General features: G+C 54.5%; 26 protein-coding genes and 3 pseudogenes. 24 read left to right on the top strand and 5 right to left on the bottom strand.

Annotated features, from left to right (window positions below; genetic code table 11):
* Position 1 precedes the first annotated feature (1 nt).
* The 20 genes and pseudogenes from ACM6J5_RS10425 (at position 2) to ACM6J5_RS10330 (ending at position 18,241) form a co-directional block, all read left to right on the top strand.
* Positions 2 to 463, top strand: coding sequence for a phage tail assembly chaperone (locus ACM6J5_RS10425; RefSeq protein ID WP_414928430.1), 462 nt, complete (start codon positions 2 to 4; stop codon positions 461 to 463).
* A 101-nt stretch (positions 464 to 564) separates the two neighbouring features.
* Positions 565 to 1,734 carry a phage tail sheath subtilisin-like domain-containing protein gene (locus tag ACM6J5_RS10420; RefSeq protein WP_414928429.1) on the top strand — a complete coding sequence of 390 codons (1,170 nt, stop codon included), beginning with the start codon at positions 565 to 567 and terminating at the stop codon, positions 1,732 to 1,734.
* Positions 1,735 to 1,746: 12 nt separating this feature from the next.
* Positions 1,747 to 2,250 (top strand): phage major tail tube protein, encoded by a 504-nt coding sequence (locus ACM6J5_RS10415; protein ID WP_414928428.1) that lies wholly within the window; start codon positions 1,747 to 1,749, stop codon positions 2,248 to 2,250.
* Between the two features lie 20 nt (positions 2,251 to 2,270).
* A pseudogene (locus ACM6J5_RS10410) lies at positions 2,271 to 2,555 on the top strand (phage tail assembly protein); the annotation flags it as partial.
* Positions 2,553 to 2,864, top strand: a complete 312-nt coding sequence (locus ACM6J5_RS10405; RefSeq protein WP_414928545.1) for a phage tail assembly protein — start codon at positions 2,553 to 2,555, stop codon at positions 2,862 to 2,864. The pseudogene ACM6J5_RS10410 and the gene ACM6J5_RS10405, both read left to right, overlap by 3 nt.
* Positions 2,865 to 3,014: 150 nt before the next feature.
* The gene (locus ACM6J5_RS10400) at positions 3,015 to 6,041 is read left to right on the top strand and encodes a phage tail tape measure protein (RefSeq protein WP_414928427.1); all 3,027 of its coding nucleotides are present in this window, start codon (positions 3,015 to 3,017) and stop codon (positions 6,039 to 6,041) included.
* A 9-nt stretch (positions 6,042 to 6,050) separates the two neighbouring features.
* Positions 6,051 to 6,896: a phage tail protein gene (locus tag ACM6J5_RS10395; RefSeq protein ID WP_414928426.1), complete on the top strand. Its 846-nt coding sequence runs from the start codon at positions 6,051 to 6,053 to the stop codon at positions 6,894 to 6,896.
* Positions 6,871 to 7,077 carry a tail protein X gene (locus ACM6J5_RS10390; protein WP_414928425.1) on the top strand — a complete coding sequence of 69 codons (207 nt, stop codon included), beginning with the start codon at positions 6,871 to 6,873 and terminating at the stop codon, positions 7,075 to 7,077. The genes ACM6J5_RS10395 and ACM6J5_RS10390 overlap by 26 nt, the downstream gene beginning before the upstream one ends.
* 82 nt (positions 7,078 to 7,159) lie before the next feature.
* Positions 7,160 to 8,209 carry a phage late control D family protein gene (locus ACM6J5_RS10385; RefSeq protein ID WP_414928424.1) on the top strand — a complete coding sequence of 350 codons (1,050 nt, stop codon included), beginning with the start codon at positions 7,160 to 7,162 and terminating at the stop codon, positions 8,207 to 8,209.
* Positions 8,210 to 8,243: 34 nt separating this feature from the next.
* On the top strand, positions 8,244 to 8,807 hold the full coding sequence (locus ACM6J5_RS10380; RefSeq protein ID WP_414928423.1) for a glycoside hydrolase family 19 protein: 564 nt from the start codon (positions 8,244 to 8,246) through the stop codon (positions 8,805 to 8,807).
* Positions 8,789 to 9,331 carry a lysis protein gene (locus tag ACM6J5_RS10375; protein ID WP_414928422.1) on the top strand — a complete coding sequence of 181 codons (543 nt, stop codon included), beginning with the start codon at positions 8,789 to 8,791 and terminating at the stop codon, positions 9,329 to 9,331. The genes ACM6J5_RS10380 and ACM6J5_RS10375 overlap by 19 nt, the downstream gene beginning before the upstream one ends.
* A 149-nt stretch (positions 9,332 to 9,480) precedes the next feature.
* The gene (locus tag ACM6J5_RS10370; protein WP_414928421.1) at positions 9,481 to 10,275 is read left to right on the top strand and encodes a DNA adenine methylase; all 795 of its coding nucleotides are present in this window, start codon (positions 9,481 to 9,483) and stop codon (positions 10,273 to 10,275) included.
* A gap of 183 nt (positions 10,276 to 10,458) precedes the next feature.
* Entirely contained in the window at positions 10,459 to 11,484 is a 1,026-nt protein-coding gene (locus ACM6J5_RS10365; RefSeq protein ID WP_414928420.1) for a glycosyltransferase, read from the top strand.
* A complete protein-coding gene (locus tag ACM6J5_RS10360) occupies positions 11,484 to 12,665 on the top strand; it encodes an NAD(P)/FAD-dependent oxidoreductase (RefSeq protein ID WP_414928419.1) in 1,182 nt (393 codons plus the stop codon). The genes ACM6J5_RS10365 and ACM6J5_RS10360 overlap by 1 nt, the downstream gene beginning before the upstream one ends.
* A complete protein-coding gene (locus ACM6J5_RS10355; protein WP_414928418.1) occupies positions 12,658 to 13,452 on the top strand; it encodes a pyridine nucleotide transhydrogenase in 795 nt (264 codons plus the stop codon). Before ACM6J5_RS10360 ends, ACM6J5_RS10355 begins: the two co-directional genes overlap by 8 nt.
* Entirely contained in the window at positions 13,449 to 14,285 is an 837-nt protein-coding gene (locus ACM6J5_RS10350; RefSeq protein WP_414928417.1) for a sugar phosphate isomerase/epimerase family protein, read from the top strand. The genes ACM6J5_RS10355 and ACM6J5_RS10350 overlap by 4 nt, the downstream gene beginning before the upstream one ends.
* 2 nt (positions 14,286 to 14,287) lie before the next feature.
* Positions 14,288 to 14,644, top strand: a complete 357-nt coding sequence (locus ACM6J5_RS10345) for an SMR family transporter (protein ID WP_414928544.1) — start codon at positions 14,288 to 14,290, stop codon at positions 14,642 to 14,644.
* 11 nt (positions 14,645 to 14,655) lie between these two features.
* Positions 14,656 to 15,468, top strand: a complete 813-nt coding sequence (locus tag ACM6J5_RS10340; RefSeq protein ID WP_414928416.1) for a glycosyltransferase family 2 protein — start codon at positions 14,656 to 14,658, stop codon at positions 15,466 to 15,468.
* Positions 15,458 to 17,446 (top strand): hypothetical protein, encoded by a 1,989-nt coding sequence (locus tag ACM6J5_RS10335; RefSeq protein WP_414928415.1) that lies wholly within the window; start codon positions 15,458 to 15,460, stop codon positions 17,444 to 17,446. The genes ACM6J5_RS10340 and ACM6J5_RS10335 overlap by 11 nt, the downstream gene beginning before the upstream one ends.
* A 462-nt stretch (positions 17,447 to 17,908) precedes the next feature.
* Entirely contained in the window at positions 17,909 to 18,241 is a 333-nt protein-coding gene (locus ACM6J5_RS10330; protein WP_414928414.1) for a hypothetical protein, read from the top strand.
* 137 nt (positions 18,242 to 18,378) lie between these two features.
* On the opposite strand, the gene ACM6J5_RS10325 is transcribed toward ACM6J5_RS10330, so the two are convergent.
* The 4 genes from ACM6J5_RS10325 to ACM6J5_RS10310 form a co-directional block, all read right to left on the bottom strand.
* Positions 18,379 to 18,546 (bottom strand): hypothetical protein, encoded by a 168-nt coding sequence (locus ACM6J5_RS10325; RefSeq protein WP_414928413.1) that lies wholly within the window; start codon positions 18,544 to 18,546, stop codon positions 18,379 to 18,381.
* A gap of 339 nt (positions 18,547 to 18,885) precedes the next feature.
* The gene (locus ACM6J5_RS10320; RefSeq protein WP_414928412.1) at positions 18,886 to 19,329 is read right to left on the bottom strand and encodes a hypothetical protein; all 444 of its coding nucleotides are present in this window, start codon (positions 19,327 to 19,329) and stop codon (positions 18,886 to 18,888) included.
* Complete coding sequence (locus ACM6J5_RS10315; protein WP_414928411.1) at positions 19,326 to 19,973, bottom strand: S1 family peptidase; 648 nt, start codon at positions 19,971 to 19,973, stop codon at positions 19,326 to 19,328. The genes ACM6J5_RS10320 and ACM6J5_RS10315 overlap by 4 nt, the downstream gene beginning before the upstream one ends.
* A 59-nt stretch (positions 19,974 to 20,032) precedes the next feature.
* Positions 20,033 to 20,242, bottom strand: coding sequence for a hypothetical protein (locus ACM6J5_RS10310; protein WP_414928410.1), 210 nt, complete (start codon positions 20,240 to 20,242; stop codon positions 20,033 to 20,035).
* A gap of 786 nt (positions 20,243 to 21,028) precedes the next feature.
* Between ACM6J5_RS10310 and ACM6J5_RS10305 the strand changes: the two genes are divergently transcribed.
* Positions 21,029 to 21,379 carry a DUF6124 family protein gene (locus ACM6J5_RS10305; protein ID WP_414928409.1) on the top strand — a complete coding sequence of 117 codons (351 nt, stop codon included), beginning with the start codon at positions 21,029 to 21,031 and terminating at the stop codon, positions 21,377 to 21,379.
* Positions 21,380 to 21,521: 142 nt separating this feature from the next.
* A pseudogene (locus ACM6J5_RS10300) lies at positions 21,522 to 21,677 on the top strand (lysis protein); the annotation flags it as partial.
* A 37-nt stretch (positions 21,678 to 21,714) separates the two neighbouring features.
* Here the strand turns inward: ACM6J5_RS10300 and ACM6J5_RS10295 are convergent.
* The gene (locus tag ACM6J5_RS10295) at positions 21,715 to 22,050 is read right to left on the bottom strand and encodes a GrlR family regulatory protein (RefSeq protein WP_414928408.1); all 336 of its coding nucleotides are present in this window, start codon (positions 22,048 to 22,050) and stop codon (positions 21,715 to 21,717) included.
* A 244-nt stretch (positions 22,051 to 22,294) separates the two neighbouring features.
* Here ACM6J5_RS10295 and ACM6J5_RS10290 point away from each other — a divergent pair.
* Both ACM6J5_RS10290 and ACM6J5_RS10285 read left to right on the top strand, forming a co-directional pair.
* Positions 22,295 to 23,088 (top strand): annotated as a pseudogene (locus ACM6J5_RS10290) (DNA adenine methylase).
* 202 nt (positions 23,089 to 23,290) lie between these two features.
* Complete coding sequence (locus tag ACM6J5_RS10285; protein ID WP_414928407.1) at positions 23,291 to 23,854, top strand: hypothetical protein; 564 nt, start codon at positions 23,291 to 23,293, stop codon at positions 23,852 to 23,854.
* The last annotated feature ends 133 nt before the right edge of the window (positions 23,855 to 23,987 follow it).

Raw genomic sequence — 23,987 nt, 5'->3', positions numbered from 1 at the left:
AATGACTTGGTTCTACTGTCGCGTCAACGAAACGCGGGGCGGTTTTTTTGATACTAATTCTCACGGTGAAATCGGCAGCCCTGATTGCACCATTCCGGAGGGCGCAAAAGAGCTTACGGATGAGCGGTATGCTGAGTTAACGGCACCCCGAGCTGATAGCAAGCTGGTCTACCCTGACGCCGATGGGTACCCGGTGCTGATCGATCCGCCGCCGCCGTCGCTGGAGGAACAGGCCGCCACCGAGCGCACCTGGCGTGACGGGCTGCTGTCGGAGACGGATGGCGTCGCGACCCGGCACCGTGACGAGATCGAGGAAGGACTGGCGACCACCCTCACGGCCGAGCAGTACAGCGAGCTGTTGACGTATCGCCGACAGTTGCGCGACTGGCCGCAAGGCACCGAGTTCCCCATGGTGGATCATCGCCCGATCGCGCCGCCCTGGCTGGTCGAGCAAACCCAATAAACGCCCCGCACTGACGGGGCGTTTTCTTTTCCGTTACGCGACACACGATCACCCCTAACAGCCTCGCTCATGCGGGGCTTTTTCGTATCTGGAGATTGACTATGAGTGGTTCCTTTTTTCACGGCGTCACGACTTCGCTGATCGACACGGGGGCGCGCACTATCTCGCTGCCGTCGTCCTCGATCATTGGCCTGTGCGACACCTTCACCCCGGGCGTGCTCGGCGGCGGCACGGCCAAGGCCGGCGACCTGGTGTTGATCACCACCGAGCGCGAAGCCATTGCCGCCTTCGGTGCCGGCTCGGCGATCGCCAAGGCGGCAGCGGCCATCTACGTGCGCGCCAAGGCGGTGATCGTCGCGGTGGGCGTACCCAAGCTTGAAGACGAAGCGCTGCAAACGTCGGCCATCATCGGTGGCGTGTTGGCCTCCGGTCAGCGGACTGGTTTGCAGGCGCTGCTCGACGGCAAGAGCGTGCACAACGCCCAGCCCAAGTTGCTGATTGCTCCGGGGCATTCCGCCACCCAGGCGGTGGCGACTGCCATGGATGCCCTGGCCGGCAAGCTGCGCGCAATCGCCATCGTGGATGGCCCGAACACCACCGATGAGGCGGCGATGGAATATGCCGAGAACTTCGGCAGCAAGCGTATTTACATGGTCGATCCGGGTGTGCAGTTCTGGGACGCGATCGTGAGTGCGACAGTCGATGCCCCGGGCTCGGCCTGGGTCGCTGGGTTGTTCGCCTGGACCGATGCCAACTACGGCTACTGGGCGTCGCCGTCGAACAAGGAGTTTGTCGGCATCACCGGCACCACGCGGCCGATCGAATACTTGGACGGCGACGAGACGTGCCGGGCCAACCTGCTGAACAACGCATTCATCGCGACGATCATTCGCGACGGCGGTTATCGCCTGTGGGGCAACCGTACGCTGTCCAGCGACCCGAAATGGTCGTTTGTCACCCGAGTGCGCACCTGCGACATCCTCATGGATGCAATCCAGGCAGGGCACAAATGGGCGGTCGACCGCTCGATCACCAAGACCTACGTCAAGGAAGTGACCGAAGGTCTGGACGCGTTTATGCGCGATCAGAAAAACGCCGGCGCCATCATCAACTTCGAAGTGTTCGCCGACACCGAACTCAACACCGCCAGCCAGATCGAGCAGGGCAAGGTGTATTGGCGCATTCGCTTCACCGACGTGCCGCCGGCGGAAAACCCGAACTTCCTGATCGAAGTCACCAACCAGTGGCTGACCGAAGTCCTCGACGCTTAAGGAGCGCGCTAGATGATTCCTCAAACCTTGTTCAACACCAACCTGTTCGTCGACGGCGTGAACTTTGCCGGTGACGTGCCGAGCCTGACCCTGCCCAAGCTGACGGTGAAAACCGACGAGTACCGGGCCGGCGGTATGGCCGGTGCCATCGAGATGGCTCAGGGCCTGGAAAAGATGGAAGCGACCTTTGTCACCAAGGGCGTGCGCCGAGAGTCGCTGAAGCACTTCGGTCTGGCCGATGGCTCGGCGTTCAACGCGTCGTTCCGTGGTGCCTTTCGTGGCCACAAGGGCGCAGTCACGGCGGTCGTGGCGACCCTGCGTGGTCTGCTGAAAGAGGTCGACCTCGGTGACTGGAAAGCCGGTGATCCGGCGGAGATCAAACACGCCATCGCGCCGGTGTATTACAAGCTCGAAATCGACGGCCGCGTGATGTACGAAATCGACATGATCGCCGGTATTCAGGTGATCGACGGCATAGACCAGCTCGCCGAAGTGCGCTCCGCACTCGGCCTCTAAGGGAATAGAACCGGATGACCATGCAAACTGCAAATAAGCTGCCGGCCTGGCTGTCGATCACCACGGATCGCGCGGTGATTACCCTCTCGCGGCCGAGCGAGGTCAATGGGGTCAAGGTCGATACGTTGACTCTGCGCGCGCCGCTGGTGCGTGAAGTCCGTGCCGCCGACCGAGCCGCCGGTGACGATGACGAACTGCGCGAGCTGCAGCTGTTCGCCAGCCTGGCCGAGGCGGGCCTCAAGGATCTGGAGGGTTTGAAGGTGGTGGACTATCGCCGCCTGCAGGCTGCCTATTCGAACCTGGTGCCGCACGCCGACTATTCGAAAGCGCTCCCCACTTGGTTGTCGGTCACCGCCGAAAACGCCGTGGTCAGCCTGTCCTGCCCGAGCGAGATCAACGGCGTGCAGATCGACAAGCTGACCCTACGTTCTCCGACGGTGCGCGAAGTGCGGGCGGCGGATCGGGCGGCAGGCGGTGACGACGAGCAGCGCGAACTGGTGCTGTTCGCCGAACTGGCCGGTGCGGCTATCGCCGATCTGGAGGGCCTGAAGGTGGTGGACTACAACCGCCTGCAGGCCGGCTATTTTCGCCTGGAGCAAGACGACGGGGTTTGATCCAGGGGTGATGAAGATGGTCGCGAAACGTCTCGCAGCGGACACCGGATTTTCCGCCGCCGAGATTCAGTCGATGCCGTTCTCCGAGATGGTCTGGTGGCTCACGGATTGAGCCGCTTCCGGTAATGTTGTGCACAGGGGAGCCATGACATGGCGAACAAACTCTCCCTCGGGTTGGTGATCGGCGGGGCCGTCAGTCCTACGGTCGGCGCCGCGTTCAATGAGGTCACCGGGCGCATCAAGCGCCTGGAAGCGGAAGGCAACAAAGCGCGGGTGCTGCAGCGCACCATTGGTGACACCATTCGCCTGCGCGATGAATGGAAAAAGGCCCACGACAGCGGTGCCGCTGGGGCATCCAAACTGTTGGGTCGCCTGAATTCCAACCTCGACAGCCTGAAGAAACAGGGCATCGAGGTCGGTCGTCTAGAAAAGGCCTACCGCTCTTTGGGGCAATCCGCGAACAAGGCGGAACTCAAGGCCAAGGGTTACCAGCAGATCGATGCCGGCAAGGCCGGGATGAAAAGCACGGTCGGTCAGGCCGTGGCCGGCGTGGCGACGGTGGGCATTGCGACCAAGGTCAGTGCCGACTTCGGGGCCATTGTCCGTGACATCGCGATCAAAGCCGGGATTGCCAACGATCCGAAAGAAAAGCAGGTGTCGCAGAAGATCATCGAGACTTCGCGCGACACCGGCATGGCGCGCAATGACGTTGCCGACGTGGTCAACCAGTTGGTCGGGGCCGGTATGGACCTGGCCAAGGCGCTGGAATATGCACCGGTCGCGGCCAAGTTTGCCGTGGGCCAGGGCTCGAACGGCGCCGACACGGCGAAGATGATCAACGCCCTGGGGCAGAACGCCAAGATCACCGACGCCAAACAGATGCAGCAGGCGCTCGAAGCCATTGCCTTTCAGGGACAGGCCGGCAGCTTCGAGGCGGTCGATATGGCCCGCTGGTTCCCCGAGCTGTTGTCGAACATGGGCAACCTGAACATCACGGGCATGGACGCTGTGACGCAGCTGGGCGCCATGCTGCAGGTGCAGATGAAAACCGCCGGCGGTGCCGATGAGGCGGCGAACAACCTCAAAAACTGGATGGGCAAGATCGGTTCGACCGACACCGTGGAGGCCTACAAAAAGGCCGGCATCGACTACAAGGGCTCGATGCAGACCGGTTTGCAAAACGGCATGTCGACGCTGGAATCGAGCATGGCGTTGGCGCAGAAGTACATTCAGGCCACCGACCCGAAACGGGCGGCATTGATGGCTGAAGCGACGTCGAAGATCAGCCAGGAGGCGGATCCGGAAAAGGCCAAGGCCATGATGGCGTCGCTGGAGGAGGCCTTGCGCACCGGCGACCTGTTCGCCGACATGCAGGTCAAGGCCGCGCTGTCGGCCTACCTGCAGAACAAGGCGCTGTACAGCCAGCTGAAAAGCGATTCGCGCGAAGCCTCGGGCATCCTCGACAAAAACCTCGCCGAGCGGCGTGAATCGTCGTCACAGAAGTGGGCGGAAATGGCGCAGTCGATGGACGATGCCATGCGCAGCGTGGGCGACGCCTTGCGGCCGGTGACGGATACCGTGGCGGAAGCGCTGACCAAAGTTACCAGGGGCATCACCGCGCTGGCGGACAGTTCGCCCGGTGTGGTCACCGGTATTGCAGCGGTCGGGGGTGGATTGCTCGCGCTGCAGACGGCTGTCAGCTCGTTCAAGATCGGCAAGGGATTGCTCAACCTGGCGCGAGGGACACTGGGCAAAGGCAAGTCCGGCGAGGTGCAAAAGGTCTTTGTCACCAACTCGTTGGACGGCAACCAAGTCGCCACAGGGAAGGAGCCCAAGGGCAAAGCGGCTAAGGCCCTGTCCCTGGTCGAGACGGGGTTAAAGGCGGTCGCGGCCTTCAAGGGGGCGCCTGAGGTCAGTGACACCGCTGACGGACAAGAGGGCAAGAAAACCGGTGGTCTCGATCTGGTAGCGACCGGGCTCAAGGTGGTGTCACTTGCCAAGGAGGCCACCGGCGACGGTGGGGTGCAAGCCGGTCTGGAAGACGGCACCATCAGGAAAGTGTTTGTAGTGAACGCGGCGGCCATGGGCGACGGTGGCGGGGGGGCGATTGAGACTCGGCGCCGGGCTCGCGGGGCTCCTCGCACTGCCTCGCGGCGGCGTCGGGTTGCCACGCCGCCAAGGCCGAGCAGTCCGTCCCGTCCACCGGTACCGGTGCCACGACCGGCCACACCGGTACCGCGACCGCCAATGTCCGTGCCCAGGCCGTTCGCGCCGGTACCTGTGCCACGGCCACCGGTGCCTGTGCCTCCAGCGTCGGTGTCATTGCCGCGACCTGCGGTACCCGTTCAGCCATCGTCGGTGCCGTTGCCTCGGCCGGCTGTTCCCTTGCCGCGTCCTCCTGTACCGCTGCCGCCAACCGGCGGGGTGCTGGCCAAAGTGGCGGCGGTGGCCGGAACGGTGGGGAAGGTCGGCAAGGTGGGCAAAGTGATCCCGGGCGGCTCGTTATTGGAGGCGGGAAGCATGGCCGTCGACACCTACCTGAATGCCGAGACGAAGGATCAAAAAGCCGAAGGTTACGGTGCGGCAGCGGGTTCACTGGCGGGCACCATGGCTGGCGCCGCTGCCGGGGCGGCCATCGGTTCGGTGGTACCCATTATTGGTACCGCGATTGGTGGCTTGGTCGGTGCGTACTTGGGCAGCATGGGCGGCACCGCATTGGGTGGGGTCGTAGGCAAGTCGTGGTTTGGTGGCGAGGACGAAAAGCCTGCAGCACCGACAACGCCATTGTTGATGGCGCCAAGGCCCGGACCAGTGGTGCCGAGCTTGGCCAGCATGGGACGATCTTTCAATGGGGCGAACGAGCCCGGCGCGCTACTGATGGCGCCCAGTTCCGCACCTCCCACTCCGGCCTTGGGTGACGTCGCCCGCGCACTGGCGACGCCGGCGCCGATCAAACCAGCGGCGATGACGATCCAGCCCAAAGAGCCAGAGAAACCGGCACCCACCAAAGTGGATCAGCAGTTCCAGTACTCCCTGAGCATGCCAGTCACGGTGCAAGGCGACGTCAAGGATCCACAGCGTCTGGCTCAGGACCTGATGCCGCACATGCAGCGAATGATGGCCGACGCCGCGAAACAGAACGCGTCGAGCCAGTTGTTCGATGAACCGCACTTGTAAGGAGAACCCATGGCTTACATGGAGCAATTGCAGGCTGGCCTCAAGTACCTAGTCGAAGCCGGGGAGTCCGGACGCCGCAGTGCGGACGGCATGCTCGGCCCGATCAATGGTGCGATCAGTGAAATTACCGGTGCCGCATCCGAGCTGGAGAGTATTCCGTTCGTGGGGCCGGCAATCGGCGCCAAGCTGCAGCGGGTGATGCGTGGCGTGAATGCGGCGCAAGCCAAAGTTGGGCAGGTGGTGGCCACCTACGGGCGGGCTACCCGGGCCGCCGCGGAAGTGCAGGAACGCATGGGCACGCTGAAGGAGCAGGCGGGCAAGGCGGCAACGGCGATTAACAAGATCGCCGGCAAGGTCAGCCCGTCGCTGGCCAACATCGTGCCCACCAGTACGTTTGCCACCGATGCCACGCCGGCGCCGGAAGCAGTAAAACCGTTTCCGCACTTGCTGATCATTCAGCCGCAGGATCCCAAAGCGCAACCGTACTACTTCAACCTGGACACGGCGGCCTTCGACGAGCTGTCGCGGTCGACCGACTTTCGTTGGGCCTCGCAAGAGCGGCTGTCGCGTCGGCCGGCGCAGCAGGCGGTGGGCATCGGTGAAGAGAAAATCACCCTGAAGGGCACGATTTATCCGGGCTTCAAGGGGGGGCTGAAGCAGCTCGACACCTTGCGCAGCATTGGCGCGCAATTGAAGCCGTTAACCCTGACCACGGGCTATGGCGATGTCATGGGTACCTGGTGCCTGAAGACCATCTCGGAAGAGCAGGGGGCGCTGATGCACGGCGGGATTCCGCGTAAACAAGGGTTCACTCTGGAGTTTGTACGCTATGGCGACGACATGCAGAACGTCTGACGGGGATCTGCTGGACACCATCTGCCATAACTTTTATGGCCATCTGACCGGCAGTGTTGAGGCGGTGCTGGATGCCAATCAGGGCTTGGCCGATGAGCCGCAACCCTATCGCGCCGGCGTGGTGATCACCCTGCCGGAATTGGCTACACCTGTGCAGGATCAGGTCACGCTATGGGATTGATGGTCTACACTCCGGCCGCTTGATAACTCAAGCTCCTTACTTTCATACCCGCCCTGTGCGGGTTTTTTTTTGGAAAAATTCCATGACCCCCAGGTTTCGCATCGTCGCCAATGGCGCCGACATCACGGCCTTGATCAATGACCGGCTGATCCAGCTGCGCACTCTGGACAAGCCCGGGATGGAATCCGACGAGTTCGAACTGCGCATCGATGATCGCGATGGCCAGGTGACGTTGCCGTCACGCGGCAGCGCCATCGAGGTCTACCTCGGCTACGCCGAAACGGCGCTGGCCCGTCTAGGGCGTTACGTGGTCGACGAGATCGAGATCTCAGGACCGCCGGACACGCTGGTGATTAAGGGCAAGGCCAGTGACATGCGCGGCACCGGAAAGACCATCCGCAGTGGCAGTTGGGAGAACGTGCCGCTGTCGACCATCGTGACCGACATTGCTGCGCGCAACGGCTGGCAGCCGGGGTGTCCGGTGTCGACCAAAGTGGTCCGGGCGGATCAGCTCAACGAGTCCGATTTTAACTTCCTCACCCGCCTTGCCAAACAGTACGACTGTACCGCCAAGGTGGCCGAGGGCAAGCTGCTGGTGATGCCACGCCAAGGTGGCCAGAGTGCCAGCGGCAAGGCCTTCGGCGCCATCACCCTGACGCGCAGCGATGTCAGCCGCTGGCAGTTTCGGTTGGGGGATCGCAATGCACACAAAGCGGTGGCGACCAAACATCAGGACAAAAAAAACGGAAAGCTGGTGGTGGTCTCGCTGGACAACGACGACGTGCCCAACGGCCTGCCGGCGGTGCACACCGACCGGCATATCTACCCCAACAAAACCGCTGCCGAGGCGGCGGCCAAGGCCCGCTTGGCCGCGTTCAATCGCTCCGGCGCCGGTGTGCGTCTGGAGATGCCCGGGCGTACGGACATCTTCGCCGAACGGTCGATCAATGCCCAGGGCTTCAAGGACGGGCTCGACGGCGAGTACCTGACGGATTCGGTCGAGCAGGTTTACACCCAGTCCGGCTGGTCGACCACGGTGGAGTGCAATGGCGGCAAGCAGGGCAAAGCCAAGGCCAAGGGCAACAAGAAAAAACCACCACAAGACCTGAAGGTCGTGCAACTGGATCAATAGCAGTGTTCTCCGTCACAGAAACAGGAGCAAGCGAATGCCGTTAACTGAACAACAACTCCAACGCATCATGCCCAACGCCCGCCGCCAAGCGGGCGTTTTTGTATCCGCGCTAAATGCCGCCATGATCCACCGGCAAATCAACACGCCGAAACGTCAGGCGGCGTTTCTCGCGCAGGTCGGGCACGAATCCGGTCAACTGCAGTACGTGCGTGAACTGGGTGGCGATCAGTACCTGAGCAAATACGACACCGGCAATCTGGCCGTCAGGCTGGGCAACACCCCGGAAGCCGACGGCGATGGCCAGCGCTATCGCGGTCGCGGCCTGATCCAGATCACCGGCCACAGCAACTACCTGCGCTGCAGCTTGGCGCTGTTCGGTGATGAACGCCTACTGCGCACCCCTGAGCTGCTGGAACTGCCGCAATGGGCGGCCGAGTCAGCCGCGTGGTTCTGGTGGATACGTGAACTGAGTACGCTGGCGGATCGGGACGAGTTCGAGGCAATCACCCGCAAGATCAACGGCGGCCTCAATGGCCTGGCGGATCGACAGCAGTTGTGGGAGCGGGCGAGGGCGGTGTTATGCGTCTCGTCGACCTGATCCCGGCACCGTATCGAGTGTTGGTAGTCGGCAGCGTCCTGGTTGCAGTCGCGGGTGGCGCTGCCGCGTCGGCCTGGCAGGTCCAGGCTTGGCGCTATGGTAAGCAACTCGCCGAACAGGCCCGGCTGCACACCGAGACCCTCAACCAATTGACCCTGGCCTCGACCGCGCAACAGCGTGCCGAGCAGGACAAGCGTCTGGCCCTGGAGCAGCGACTTTCCGCCAGTGAACAAACCCATTACCGAGTCTTGAGTGATGCCCAACGTGATCAAAGTCGCCTGCGCGACCGCCTTGCCACTGCTGATCTGCGCCTGTCAGTCCTACTCGACGCCACCGATTCAGCCAGCGGCTGCGCAATGTCAGCCACCCCCGCCATCGGCGGCGTGGTTCATGGCCCCACAAGAGCCCAACTTGACCCAGCGCATGCTCAACGAATTATCGGCATCACCGATGCCGGCGACCAAGGATTGATCGCCCTGGCAGCCTGTCAGGCCTATGCCAAAGAAGTCTCAGCACCGAAGTGAAAAGAGCGACCGGTCTGGATGCGTCAACATCCAGCCCGGTCGCCGTCCCTGCAGATCGTCCCTGCAAGTCCAGCCAAGGCTCTTACTCCGTGCACGAAGCGCGGCGAGCCTAGCGCCTGTTTATCCATACAGTAAAGGTCTTGCTCTCTATGTCCACACCCATCATCCCTTGGATGGGCGGCAAACGTCGCCTGGCCGACCGCCTCATTCCGCTTTTCCCACCACACGAATGCTACGTCGAAGTCTTTGCCGGTGGTGCCGCGCTGTACTTCATGCGACCCCAGGCCGCGCCCGTTGAAGTGCTGAACGACATCAACGGCGACCTGGTCTCGCTGTACCGCGTCGTGCAGAACCACCTCGAAGAGTTCGTGCGCCAATTCAAATGGGCGCTTAGTTCGCGCCAGGTGTTCGAGTGGCAGAAGATGACCCGCCCCGAAACCCTTACCGACATACAGCGCGCCGCCCGATTCTTCTACCTGCAGCACCATGCTTTTGCCGGCAAGGTCACCGGGCAGACCTTCGGTACCGCGACTACCGGGCCAGCTATCAACTTGCTGCGCATCGAGGAAAATCTCTCGGCTGCTTGGCAGCGCCTGTCCGGCACCTATGTGGAAAACCTGCCCTGGCTCGAATGCGCCGAACGCTACGATCGGGCGCACACTTTCCACTACATGGACCCGCCGTATTGGCAGACCGCCGGCTATGGCGTGGATTTCCCATTCGAGAACTACGAGCGGATGGCTGACTTCATGCGCCGCTGCAAAGGCAAGGTGATGGTCAGCATCAACGACCACCCGGACATCCGGCGGGTGTTCGAGGGCTTTTATTTTGAAACGCTGGACATCCGCTACTGCAACACCAATCAGCGGCAAGGGAAAGCTGAGGTGAGCGGGGAACTGGTAATCATGAACTGGGAGCCGGCGGCGTTGGGTGGTTTGTTCTGAGTGTCCCTTGGTATTTTCCTAGAACGCTAGAGCCAAGCTCGCAATGATATCACTATGAGGTCAGATAATACTGGCCCTTTGTCCATGCCCGCGATAAAATGGAGCCCATTTTTTGCTCGGAATGGCTCCGCTTTCTATTTTAACAGGGCAAGATTTTAAGTAATCCATTTTAAGAGTACAGACATGCCCTTGTTTCCCTGTTTTTTGTCTGCCGTGTTTGTAGTACGAAACCAGTCAGCAAGTATTGAAAGTATCCTGTCTAATGCGGTGGCTGTCATTGCGGGCATCGTCGATGATTATGAATTGATTGTGGTGGATAACGCCTCAGATGACGACAGCATTTTAGTGTTGAAGCGGCTGACCGCTGAAAACGGATTGGCCAATTTACAAGTGTATGCCCTGACCAAAGAGGTAGATGCGGATACCGCCTCGTGGGTTGGGCTGGAGAATGCGCTTGGTGATTTCGTTGTCGTTGTCGATCCGTTGGCCGATGACATTAGCTTTGTCCCTAATATGCTAGATGAAGCGGTCAGGGGGGCTGATGTGGTTTTTGCTAATAATGCGCAAAAGCCCGCGCAGAGCCTTGCTTATCGTGGGGCTAACGCCGTGTTTCATAGCCTCTACAATCGCTTCAATGGTGTCCATCTGGCCAAAGAAGCGCCGCAATACCGCATTCTAAGCAAGCGGGTGATCAATTTCATCCTGCAGCATCCACAACCGGCGATGACTTATAGGCACCTTCCCGCAACGGGTGGATTCGCGCGTGCTTACCTGAACTACAGTTCCACGCCGCAGGCATCTCGGCCCAAGCGATTGGGCGAGAGCATCGACCGTGGCATGCGCTTGCTGGTCTCGACTACGCGTGCGCCGATGCGTTTGGTGACCTCGCTCTCCCTGTTTGGAGCCGTTGCCAACCTGGTGTACTGCATTTATGTACTCGCGGTTGGCATATTAAAAACCGATGTTGCGCCAGGCTGGATCAGCTTTTCGCTGCAACACTCGGGCATGTTCTTTCTGATCTCGCTCGTTCTGCTGGTATTAGGTGAATACATTCTGAACATGGCCAGCCTGTCGAATGAGGGCCCGCTTTATCATGTAGGCCAAGAGTTCACCAGTGCCCGCATGACCCGGCTTGAAAAGCTGAACATCGAAGAAGTTGTGTCAGATTCAGCAAAGGCGATACCCCCGACCATTGAACGTGTTTCCTGATGTTACGCCTCGATCCAAGCCAATCCAGTCAGGATGCAGTGATAATTGGGGGAGGGTTCTACGGTGCGGCTATCGCTGTGTATTTGGCCAAGCAACGTGGCCTTAAGCGCATCCTGCTGATTGAACGAGAACCGGCGCTGCTGATGCGTGCCTCTTACAACAATCAGGCGCGTGTGCATAACGGCTATCACTACCCGCGCAGTTTCACGACCGCTTATCGAAGTCGGGTAAACCTACCAAAATTTGTACGGGACTGGCCGCTCGCTGTGAAGCAAGACTTCACCAAGCTCTACGCTATTGCCCGGCGAAACTCGAAAGTCACGGCCAAACAGTTCGAACGTTTTTGTCGGGAAATTGGGGCGGATTTCGAGCCAGCAGATCCTGTGTTGCGGTCCTTATTTGAACCCCGTCTTATCGAAGATGTGTACCTGGTCAGAGAATATGCATTTGACACCACACAGCTAGCGAGCTGGGCAGAGCGCGAGCTGAAAGAAAGCGGGGTGCAGATCCGCTATCAAACACGGGTGACCGCGATCTTGAAAGGGGCACAACTGCCGTTGCAGGTTGTGGCCGAGATGAAACAGGGGGACCAGGAAGTAATCAACTGTCGCTATGTATTCAACTGCACCTATAGCGGCCTTAATCAGATTAGGGGCGATTTCCCCGGTGTTAGTACCGGTCTCAAGCAAGAAATTACAGAAATGGCCCTGATGCAGATGCCCGAATCACTCAGTGGGTTGGGTATCACTGTGATGGATGGCCCGTTCTTCTCAATGATGCCTTTCCCCGCGCGTGGACTGCATACCTTGTCCCATGTTCGCTATACGCCGCACATGCACTGGAATGACCAGCCAGGTGTTGACCCTTACGAAAAACTGCACCATTACGAACGCGATACCCGCGTGGATCGGATGGTTAGAGACGTTGGACGGTATATTCCTGAAGTATTGAAAGCCAAGCACATCGACTCGTTATTCGAAATTAAAACCGTTTTGATCAAGAACGAGGGCGATGACGGAAGGCCGATCCTTTTTGAGAAGCACGCAGAGTTGCAAGGCTGTTATTCGGTGCTTGGCGGTAAAATTGACAATATTTATGACGTTCTTGAAACGCTTGAAGCTGAAAATATTATCGGTATCAGTGATCAAGAAAAACCTACATTTGGAGGGGTGAGTGTTTAATTCGCTTATTGGTTATTCGGGTTACGTGGGCGGTACCCTTCTTAAACAGGAAACTTTCACATCGCTTTATCGCTCAACCAATATTGGCGATATCGATAATCAATCATTTGATACGGTAGTGTGTGCCGGTGCTCCCGCGCAAAAGTGGATCGCCAACCGGGAGCCAGAAGCAGATCGACAAAAAATTGAGGAGCTGATCGCGCACCTCAAAACTATCCAGTGCAAAACTTTTATTTTGATCAGTACGGTGGATGTCTTTAAGAATCCCATAGGCGTTAACGAGGACACCCCCGTCGATGAGTCGGGCCTGCATGCCTATGGTCTGCATCGTCGATTGCTGGAGACATTCGTTGAAGAGCATTTTCCGAACCACCTGATTGTTCGTCTGCCAGGGTTGGTTGGCCCAGGTCTGCGCAAGAACGTCATCTTCGATTTTCTGAATGACAACAACCTTCAGGCAATTGATAGCCGGGGGGTGTTCCAGTTCTACCCGATGGTTAACCTTTGGTTTGACATTCAAACGGCACTCAATGCTGGTTTGAAATTGGTTCACCTCACCGCAGAGCCCGTTAGTGTAGAGGACATTTCCCAACAGGGGTTCGGTAAATCCTTCACCCTTACCTTGGCCAACCCCGCTGCGACCTATGACCTGCAGACCAAACACGCCCAAGTATTTGGTGCGTCGGGCGGCTATCAATACAGCGCCCGCGAAACGATCCTGGCGGTTAGGGCCTACGCGCAGTCTGAGCCGCTCACGATTAAAGCCAATGTGGGGATAAGTGCATGAGGTTGGCGATTTCCAATATTGCGTGGGACACCGCCGAAGATGAAGCGGTCGCTACGCTGCTTCAGCGGTTTGCGGTTGATGCTATAGATATCGCGCCTGGTAAGTATTTTCCAGAACCTGCCAAAGCTACGAATGGGGATATTGCTGAAGTCAAAGATTGGTGGGCTGAGCGCGGTATTGAGATCACCGGCATGCAGGCGCTGTTGTTCGGCACCACGGGGCTAAATGTTTTTGGCTCCGCAGAAAGCCAGGCGGCACTACTAAAGCATCTGGAGGCGGTATGCCGTATCGGCGCTGGCCTGGGGGCAACTCGGGTAGTCTTTGGCTCACCGAAGAATCGTGATCGCAGTGGGTTGAATGATCAAGAGGCTTTGGACATTGCGATTCCTTTTTTCCGGCAGTTAGGGGATATCGCTCAGGATTCCGGGGTGACTATCTGTCTTGAGCCCAACCCCACCTGTTACGGCGCAAATTTTATGACCACCAGTGCGGAGACTGCTCAGGTGGTGAGGTGCGTTGCGCATCCAGCCATTCAGATGCAATTAGATACCGGAGCACTCACTATTAACCGCGAAGATCCTCTAATGGTCTTGCACGGCAGCGTCGCGTTGATTGGGCATATACATGCCAGCGAGCCAGATTTGGTGCCTTTGGGCGATGGTTGCACCGAGCACAGACTGATGGCTGCCGCGCTGTCTCAGTACCTGCCCTCTCATATTGTATCTATTGAAATGGTGGCGACTAAGGATGAGTCGCACGTGGTATCGATTGAACGAGCCCTTCGGATAGCGACACAGCATTACCGCAGGACCGACGTTGAGGTGGGCGTATGAGCGTGAAGTGGCTGATCCTCATTCTCGGCATTCTCTCCAATGCTTCCGCCAGCGTTCTGGTGAAGATGGCCATGATGCCCCCGCGCAAGTTTCCCTCCCTCAACGACCCCATGACGGCGTTGAGTAATTGGCCATTTTGGCTAGGGCTTGGGCTTTACGGTGCGGCCTTTTTGCTCTATGCCGCTGCCTTGGCGCGTCTGCCGTTGAATGTGGCACACCCGGTTCTGACCGCCGGAGCTGTGGCGACTGTTGCTCTGTTTTCGGTCGTTTTTTTTCGTGAATCCTTCCACTGGACTACAGGGGCAGGGATCGTATTGGTAATCGCCGGCGTAGGGCTGATTACAGCTCGCGTGGCTTGACGGTAAACATAATGACCTCTCCTGATATTGCTTCTGCGGCCCGTGAAACTTGGCAAGTACCCTCCTTTGACACTCGACTCTGGCTTGGCCGTCAGCACTCCTGGTGCGTAGTGATCCCTGTCATCAATGAGGGTGACCGAATCAAGAGCCTACTGGCTAGAATGGAGGCGCTCAAAATAGCAAGTATTGCCGACATCATCATTGTTGATGGCGGCACCACGGATGGCTCGCTGGAGTTGCAAGCATTACAACTGGTCGGTGTACGGGGGTTGCTGGTCAAGACGGCCCCCGGAAAACTGAGTGCCCAGCTTCGCTGCGCTTATGCCTTTGCGCTCGACCAGGGCTATGAGGGCATTGTTACTATTGATGGTAACGACAAGGATGATCCTGAGGCTATATCACGCTTTATTGACGCGCTGAAACAGGGCGTTGATTTTGTGCAGGCCTCGCGCTTCGTCGCGGGAGGTGTGGCCGAGAACACCCCTAAATCGCGAGACTTCGCGATTCGTTTTATCCATGCTCCAATGTTGAGTATCTCGTCTGGTTTTAAATGGACGGACACCACACAGGGTTTTCGCGCCTATAGTCGTAAACTGTTGCTGGACCCAAAAATCGCACTGTTTCGTGATGTGTTTATGACTTACGAGCTGCTGGCTTATCTGTCTTATCGTGCACCCAAGCTGGGCTATAACTGTATAGAACTTGCGACAGTTCGACGTTACCCAAAAGGTGAAGTGCCGACTAAGATAAGTGGTGTGAAGGGTAACTTTCAAGTTCTTGCCGTTTTATTGAAAGCATGTTTTGGGTTTTATAATGAAAACTGATTCGGTTATTGTAGCGCAGTCGGGGCAGCGGTTAAGCTATTTATTTGTCTTGGTGCTGGGGTTTTTTTACGCTGTTTTTTTGCACTACACACTTGGGATGGATGGCTTCTTTGATACAATTAACTATCACTATTTTATAGGTTGGGCCGCTTTAAATTTTTCATCATATGATTTTGGGGCGGTGGCCCAGTTCCATACATATTTAAATCCACTTATAGATATTGTAAACTACAAGGCTTTTTCGGTGCATCCATATGTGGGCGCTACCTTTCATGCTGTCTTGTTTTCTCTAGCGATCCTTTTTTGCTATTTGCTAGCCAGCTTTTCGTTTGAGGTAGATAGATATAAATTAAGTGCCATTGCAGCTGTTGCCATTGGTGCCACAGGCGCAATGACCGTTTCTTTGTTTGGATTATTTTCAAATGAGCATGTAACAGCTTTATTAGTATTGGTTGCTCTTTTTCTTGTCGTGAAAAATATTGAGGTTGGGGGTGGCTGGGCTTTTTTTGCCGCAGGGATTTTTATTGGTTTTGCTGCCGGCTTAAAGCTTACCGCTTTTTCATATGTAATTGGGCTCTTGGTAACAATATTTGTATGTGGCAAGTTTAATTTAAGAATTATAATTTTTGCATGTGTAGGCGCTGGGTTTGGTTTTTTACTTGCAGATGGCCTGTTCATGATCTTGCGTTTTGAATCAGTTGGAAATCCAATATTTCCATTGGCAAACAATATTTTTAAATCACCATATTACGCTAGCGAATGGAAGTCTTTTGGTTCTTTTGAGTTTAAACAAATTCCTTATTATTTATCGCTTCCATATGTTTGGCTAACTGCTAGTGATTTCTCTGAAGCCAAAGAACTTCGGGATGGAAGATTCTTGTTGGCATACATTGGCCTTGCATTAATTGTTGCAGCCTCGCTTCGAAAGAGATTTCTCACAAGAAAACAATGTTCCATAGTGCTTTTTTTCTTGGTGACATGGTTTACATGGATTTTGATTTTTCGGATATACCGATATCTTGTTGTTCTTGAGATGCTGTCTGGAGTGATTTTTCTAATTGGGGTTTCAGTTTTTTTTGGACAAAAAAACTTTTCTCTAAAACTATTGTCGATAGTGGCGGCGGCGTGGTTATTGTATTGCGTCACGGAGTACCCATATTGGGGTAGGCGAGCATGGCAAGATGATTTTTACAAGAGTGACTTAATCGATGTGATTGGTGAAGATAGCGTGGATATTGTTTTCTATGTAGATCCTCAGCTTTCTTATCTTTCTCCGCAATTGAAATCGTCAAATATTCGTTTCGCGAGTTTGTACTCTCAGCCATGGTATGTAATAAGGCCATATGCAATCCCAGTTGATCCTAAGGTGGTTGAAATATCGGATAAATCAAAGGTGTATTTTTTACAGTATTCTAAAGTAGATCCTCGAGACTCTAAGGTAGATCCTCGAGCTAAAATCAGTTATCTAAATAGTTTGTTTTATGGTGATATCTACAGCTGTAAAGAGGTGCATACTAATATTAAATATAGTCCTTATCTTTGTTCTTTTAAAAAGTTGTCCGATATAAAGCTATCAACGGTTTTCATTGGCGAGAGCTATCGTTATGATACCGATAAGGTTTTATTTTCAAGTGGGTGGTCAGTGCGGGGGGAAGGGCGCTTATGGACCGAAGGGTATAAATCAAACATTATTTTTAAAATAGACAGTATCCCTGAAAACTGTAATCCATTTGTTAAAATTAGCGGAATGGCTTTAGGTGAGCAGCTAGTTACAGCTTATATAAATGGGGTCGAGGCAAATAAAGAGAAGCTAAGTGGTCAGTTTGAAAGTGTAATTAACATTGGAAGGTTGATTGCTAGCGATAAAAATACTATCAGATTGGATCTTGATCTGCCAAACGCAACTACCGCCAATAGTAGCGATCGCAGACTGCTGGCAATTGCTTTGAGTTCTTTGAGTTTTGGTTGCAGTCGCTAGTGTCAAAAGTTACGCGAATACTCACTCGCGTCTTGTGGCAACAGCTTTGCGGTCTCGCGGGAATCTGTCGCAGGTGTTCAATTATCAGCGACATATAATGCGACAGATGTGGGATTGAGACGGAGGAGGTTTGAATCCTGTACGCTTGGGTACGTTCTTATGGCAAGGATCTGTACCTGAAGCGAGTCGCGTTGGCGATTCTATGTCCGCTACAAATGACCGGAGATAGCCGATTTCTGTCCTCCACGACCGGCTAAAATCGACCCATAACTGCCGTTGGCCAAAGGCAGAAGTTGGCCGATTTTTGCCTGTTGGGAACACCTGCCTTGATGCTAAACGGCAAGTCGTAAGCTTTACGGGGCCAAGGTCGCTACGAGTCCATCCCCGCAGCTGGATACTGCTGACATCTGCCATGCTGATAGAATCGGACAGGTTGCACAAATCAACGCTCTGAGACACAGCATGAATAAAGAACTGACGGAAGATGAAATGCGCCGAGCGCTGTTCGGTAATGCCGAGGTATCTATGCCGGCTAGTAACTCCGGTGTGCAAGAAATCCACTCGGATGTCGTGATTGTGTCGCCAGCAAAGGCGGTGACGAAAAAGAGGGTTTCGAAAGCATTCACACCGAGGCTAAGGGTCACCCTAAAGGTGGGAAATGTATTTGAAGGTGAAACACACGAGATTATCCATGAGGCCGATACGCTTAGCACCCTCCTGGCGGAGCAAGAAGCTTTAAAGGTGGCGAGGAAAAAATTCAGATATGTGGAAGTGATATCTGTTAAGTCTATGTGATAGCAAAGTCACCTAGCTCGCGCCACGATGTTGAACCGCCCTGGCACCGCACGGCTTAGCCAGGGCAAATCTCAGGTCTGTGATGTCGAATGCCTTTACTCCGGTGTCATTATCACTGCGAGCGTCATCTTGATGAACTACTCATTGCGGTCGATAGCATCCAGGGCGCTACGAACGTTTTCGGCGACATCTGCGGCTCCCTGGTGCTCGACCCAGTTTGTGAGTTCCATGATGGCAGCTTCTAGAGCGAGTTGATTTTCGTTGATCTTGAGCTGAAGAGGAGGGAGTAGGTCAGAGTTGGGCATCGGGAGTCCTCCATGGTGATTTCAGCGTAACAGCAGAAATTGAGAGGAACCTGGGCTTGCAGATTGGCAGAACGATCTGGAGATAGTTGGACAATTGCGTAGTACTCAATGCTTGTTAGGCTTTGATCATCGAGCAAGTGGAAGGTGACGAGGTGCTGCTCTCAAAAATTCTATGGGGCAAAAATGGGGCAAATCGTACGCCAACCAATGCCATCTAATGCCAAATGAACAATAATCGCGATATGTCAAAAAAGCTCTACAGCCCTTTATTCTAGGGGCTGTAGGGCTTTTTTTCGTTAGTACTCCAACACAATCGGGGTGATAACCAGCCTGGGAGATTCAGGCCTCCTTGCCCACTCTAGTTGCACACCAAGCGTTGGCAGTCATCTTTGAAACAATTGCTAACAGAATCGAAATGACTGGGGTTATTGCTGCAGCGGCAATTCCTAATGTGCCAGCAATAAGGCCGCTAATGAACGTTACTGCAAGTGCGGCTGTTGGCTTTCCGTATTCCATTAGCTTCTCTCGGTCGCTTTTGTATTTCTTATCTCCGCAGATGAATAGCTGGAATTCATACGAGAGGCTATCCCAGAAGGGGCGAGAGTCTAACCGTTCGCCACCAAACTTCTCCGTGCCACTGACGCCACTGGCGGCAAGCCATTGTTGTGCTGCGCCTTCTTCTCCATACTTCTCTATCAGCTGTTCTATTGTATTTTTCTGGTATGGTTTGAGAGTTGCAAGAGTTTCATCAAGGCTAAACGAAACCTCTACTAGCTCGCTCATAGCATATCTCTTATGTAATGGGCTGAAATGATGTGTGTTGTTTGATGTATTGCAGATGGATTAACGTTTCCAATTATAACGGCGCCGCCACCTGGGATGTATGCGCCAATCAGAATGCCGCTTATGCGTCCAGTCTCTCTCGATAGAACCATGGAGCCCGATTGACCTGGCCGCGCCTGAACGTTAAGAACCGCATGTTTTGATTTTATGCTGCTAGATTCTAATAGTATTTTTGCTCCGAGTGTTGTCGCTTGGAAGGTTAAAACGTTCCTTCCATCTGGGCAGTGTGGGAAACCATATATTTCAAGGTTTTCTCCTATTTTTATTTCATCTAGAGAACCGATTGGTGTAACGAATTTGGTGGATGCATCCCTTATCTTTAGTATTGCAATGTCACGAGTGGGGTCTACTTCTACAATATCTAAAGGTACCACTTCAAATCGGTTGTTTGTAGTATCCTGATAGTCGTTAAAACTGTTGATTTTCGGAAGTGCGATTACGAGGTTTTGAGCGTTATTGCCAAGTACATGGTTTGCAGTTGCAAGTCTACCATCCGTAGCCACGGTGAAGCACGTGCCTAAAAATTGGATTCCCTGTGGTTGAATTCGGCCAAGTGCAAAAACTTGGTGGATTATTTCGTCCATGGTGACACGCCTCTTGGTTCAGTAGCTGTGATTTATAAGATGTCCCGTACCGTCGCGGTTTACTCTGGCGTCATCAACACCGCAAGCGTCAACTTGATGAACTCTTCATTGCGGTCGATTGCCGCCAAAGCCCCGCGGACATTGTCGGCGACCTCGGTCGAGCCACGCTCCTCAACCCAATTTGAAAGCTCCAAAATGGCAGCTTCCAAGGCGAGCTGATTTTCATTGATTTTGTACAGTAGGGAAGGGAGCAAGTCTGTGTCCGGCATAGCGCTTCTTCTGTGAAAAAGGAAAGCGTAGCAGCTTGAAGGCTTCACGGAACGGATGGGTTGACGGAAGCTGGTTCCAAATGCAAGCAGGGCACTGGACAGCAGCGACAGTGCTCATGATTGGAGCCGAAAACGGTTGCTTAAAAATTGCTACGGGTGATGAGGGAGGAAGCGGAATTCAATGGTGTGCAAATACTGTTGGTACGAAACTGGTACGAAGGTTTTTTGTGGTCATTACGGGTCTTTATTTTCTAGCGCTTGGCAATAAATCGGTCCAATCCATCATCGGCGCGACGGAGAAACGGCGGGAGAGCGGGGCGGGTGTGGCGGTGGTTACGGACATGGGGGATATGGAATCGGTGAGGCTGGGAGGTGGGGAGTTTATCAGGAATGGGGCGGCGGGACTTGGGCGTGCCTCAGGACGATTGAGCCGGTGATGGGTATTGCGTTGAAAACATCACGAAAAAGTAGGAGATTTCCCTCAAATCGCGTCCACATTGCCCATATTGCCCTCACTCTGATCACCCAGTTAACCTCCCTCCGTCGCTGCAAATTCAGCGACAAGGGTGTGGAAGCCCTTCACAAGATCTAGGCGCACAGGCGCCACCTGAATTTAGGCAGGCGCTTTTTTCATGTCTGCTGTTAAATTATGGCGGCTGTGCGCGGGGCACTTTCGGGTGCGCCGGGTTCCTAGATCCCCGGTCTTCCACACCTGCGCACAGCTGCCACCCCATCATGTGGAAGTGATGCTGGCAGTTCCTTTGGTTAATTCTAGGAACTCACACGATGAAAAAGATCACGCCTGATCCTCCGGAAACCGCAACGGCTTCCGGTTCTCTCGATCTTGGTCAACTCTCCGCTGATTCTCAGCGGGTGGTCAGCAAACGTCTGCGAAACCCGAATCACGCTGATCCCGTCTGCCATGTGTTCACCATTCTGCCCAACGTCGATACTGAAACGCTCCTGTGTCACGCCTGCGAAACCCTGGCATCGTTGAACGTCTTGACCACTGACCTGGCTTGCAAGCTCGAAGGTTCAACACGCAGTCTGGCGCTGTCGATTCAGCAACTGGCGGTGGTGGGGGAGTTGTTGGTGAATCGGGCGCTGGATAATGTTGACTCGACCGGTAGTGAGTGAAGACAAATCGGGAAAAGAGCGTTGGTAGAGGGTCTTGGATTCCACAATGTTGGCTAGCGCATCTGAGCGGAGGCGTAATGCGCCGTCTGGCTGCACTGCCACTGATCCCGCCCTCGGCGGTGTAGTCAGGTGTTCCCCAGTTGGCGGCTTGGTTCATGCCCCCACAAGCACCCAACTTGACCCAGCGCATGCTCAACGAATTATCGGAATCACCGACAACGGAGATCAAGAGTTGATTGCCCAGGCGGCCTGTCAGGCTTGCGCGAATGAAGTATCGTCGTCACGAAAAACTCGATAGCTGATGTTTCGGCTATCGAGTTCACTAAAGCGTGGAGTTAAACAGCTGGAGCGATTTTGTTGCCAGCGAGCTCCACGCGCATACGAGAATCGCCCACAACCGTCCCGGACAAAGAAATTGTCCCGTTTTCGTAATTGATCTCGCCTGTCGCATCTAGGATAAAATTATCGTGTCCAGTGACATTGGTATTTCCTGGTTTCCAAAGTGATACTTTGAATTGCTCCGAAAATTTTCCTGACGCAGTCGGAACATTCCCTTGGTAAAGGTAATTGGCGTCTCCGCCGTTTACCGATCCATCCTTGATTACGACTAGACCGCCCCCACTATCAGGGCGATTTGATTTGAATCTGACTTCGTATATTCCGTTCGACATTACTGAACTCCTGTGTGATGGCTGATTGATGTTAGGTCACTAGCAGCAAATCGCAAGGAAATGGAGAACGGAAAACCTCTATTTGAATGTTTGAAAAAGAGCGGCCAATCCGAATGCGCCAACATGCGGATCGGACGCCGTCCCTGTAGATTGTCCCTGAAAGTCCAGCCAAGGCTCTTACTCCGTGCACGAAGCGCGGCGAGCCTAGCGCCTGTTTATTCATACAGTAAAAATCTTGCTCTCTATGTCTACTCCCATCATTCCTTGGATTGACGGTAAACGCCGTCTGGCCGACCGCCTCATTCCACTTTTTCCGCCACGCGAAAGCTACGTCGAAGTCTTTGCCGGCGGGGCAGCGCTGTACTTCATGCGGCCCCAAGCGGCACCCGTTGAGGTCCTCAACGACATCAATGGCGACCTAGTGACGTTGTATCGTGTCGTGCAGAACCATCTCGAAGAGTTCGTGCGCCAATTTAAATGGGCACTCAGTTCGCGCCAGGTGTTCGAGTGGCAGAAGGTGACCCGCCCCGAAACCCTTACCGACATTCAGCGCGCCGCGCGATTTTTCTATCTGCAGCACCATGCCTTCGCTGGCAAGGTCACAGGCAGACCTTCGGAACCACGACCAATGGTCCGGCTATCAACCTGCTACGGATCGAAGAAAACCTCTCGGCCGCCTGGCAGCGCCTATCTGGCACGTACGTGGAAAACCTACCTTGGCTCGAGTGCGTCGAACGCTACGACCGCGCTCATACCTTTCACTACATGGACCCGCCGTATTGGAAGACTGCTGGCTACGGGGTGGATTTTTCGTTTGAGAACTACGAGCGGATGGCCGATTTCATGCGTCGCAGCAAGGGCAAGGTGATGGTCAGCATCAACAACCACCCGGATATTCGGCGGGTGTTTGCGGGCTTTCACCTTGAAACCGTGGATATTCGGTATACCACAGCAAACCAGCGGCAATCCCAATCTGAGGTAAGTTTTGAACTGGTGATCATGAACTGGGAACCTGCCACTTTAGGCGGATTGTTTTGATCAAATTTGAGCAGGCTTAAGGGATGTACTGCGCTTCCTGTCAAGAAATGATCTGCGGAATTTAGCGTTATTTCATTTGCTATTGCTAGAAAGTCGCAAAGGTGGGTTTCAAAAGTTCATTGCTTTATGAGAGTATCTGTCGCAGGTACTAACTGACATATTGGATCATTGCATGTTTAGCTCGAAAATCGAGAGGGGTATAGTGTTGGTGCTCCTGACAGCTGTTGGAGCTGCGTTTAAGTTAGGGCTTGAGACACAGCGTAGGTGGCTCGTAGATAGTAAGGAAGAAGTGGTAGCAAAGGGCTCGTACATAAAATTGACGGAGCTTGAGGGTGGCTATTTTTCGAAGAAATATGTAGAGGATAACTATCTGCCAAAAAAAGTTGTAATGGATGATTATATTCAAAAAAATCAATTTTCTCTGATTGAAAAAGAGCTTGCAGAACTTAATTCAAAAGTGCGGGTTGCTAATTCAGCTCTGAAATCCGATAAGCAACTGCTTTCTTATAGAGAGGTATGGCACCCTAAAAATCCAGAATTCGCTGTGAAGTTCGAAGATTACATGGTGAATGTTAATGGCGTTTTTAGTGGTACGGTATCAACCAAACTGCCTGATGCGGAAATCAGCTCTTACACAATTTCACCTTTAAGTAACTCTCGTGTTTACAAATTTAGGTATGAGGGGCAGAGTTATAACCTTAAGCTATCTTTCAAAAAAATCACAGAGGATTTCTTTTTGGAAGCTGTTCTGACCCAAAATCCGTGATTATTGCAAACCGTCCGCCAATCAATGCTAAATGAACGAGATTTTCGAATTGTCAATTGAGCCTTATAGCTTTTTATTTTCCGAGCTTTAGAGAAAAATTAGGGAAAATTCAGGACCGCAATAGACCGTAGTA

The organism is Pseudomonas sp. IT-P74, from assembly GCF_949768175.1.
GTDB lineage: Bacteria > Pseudomonadota > Gammaproteobacteria > Pseudomonadales > Pseudomonadaceae > Aquipseudomonas.
This window is presented reverse-complemented; position numbering and strand designations above follow the sequence as displayed.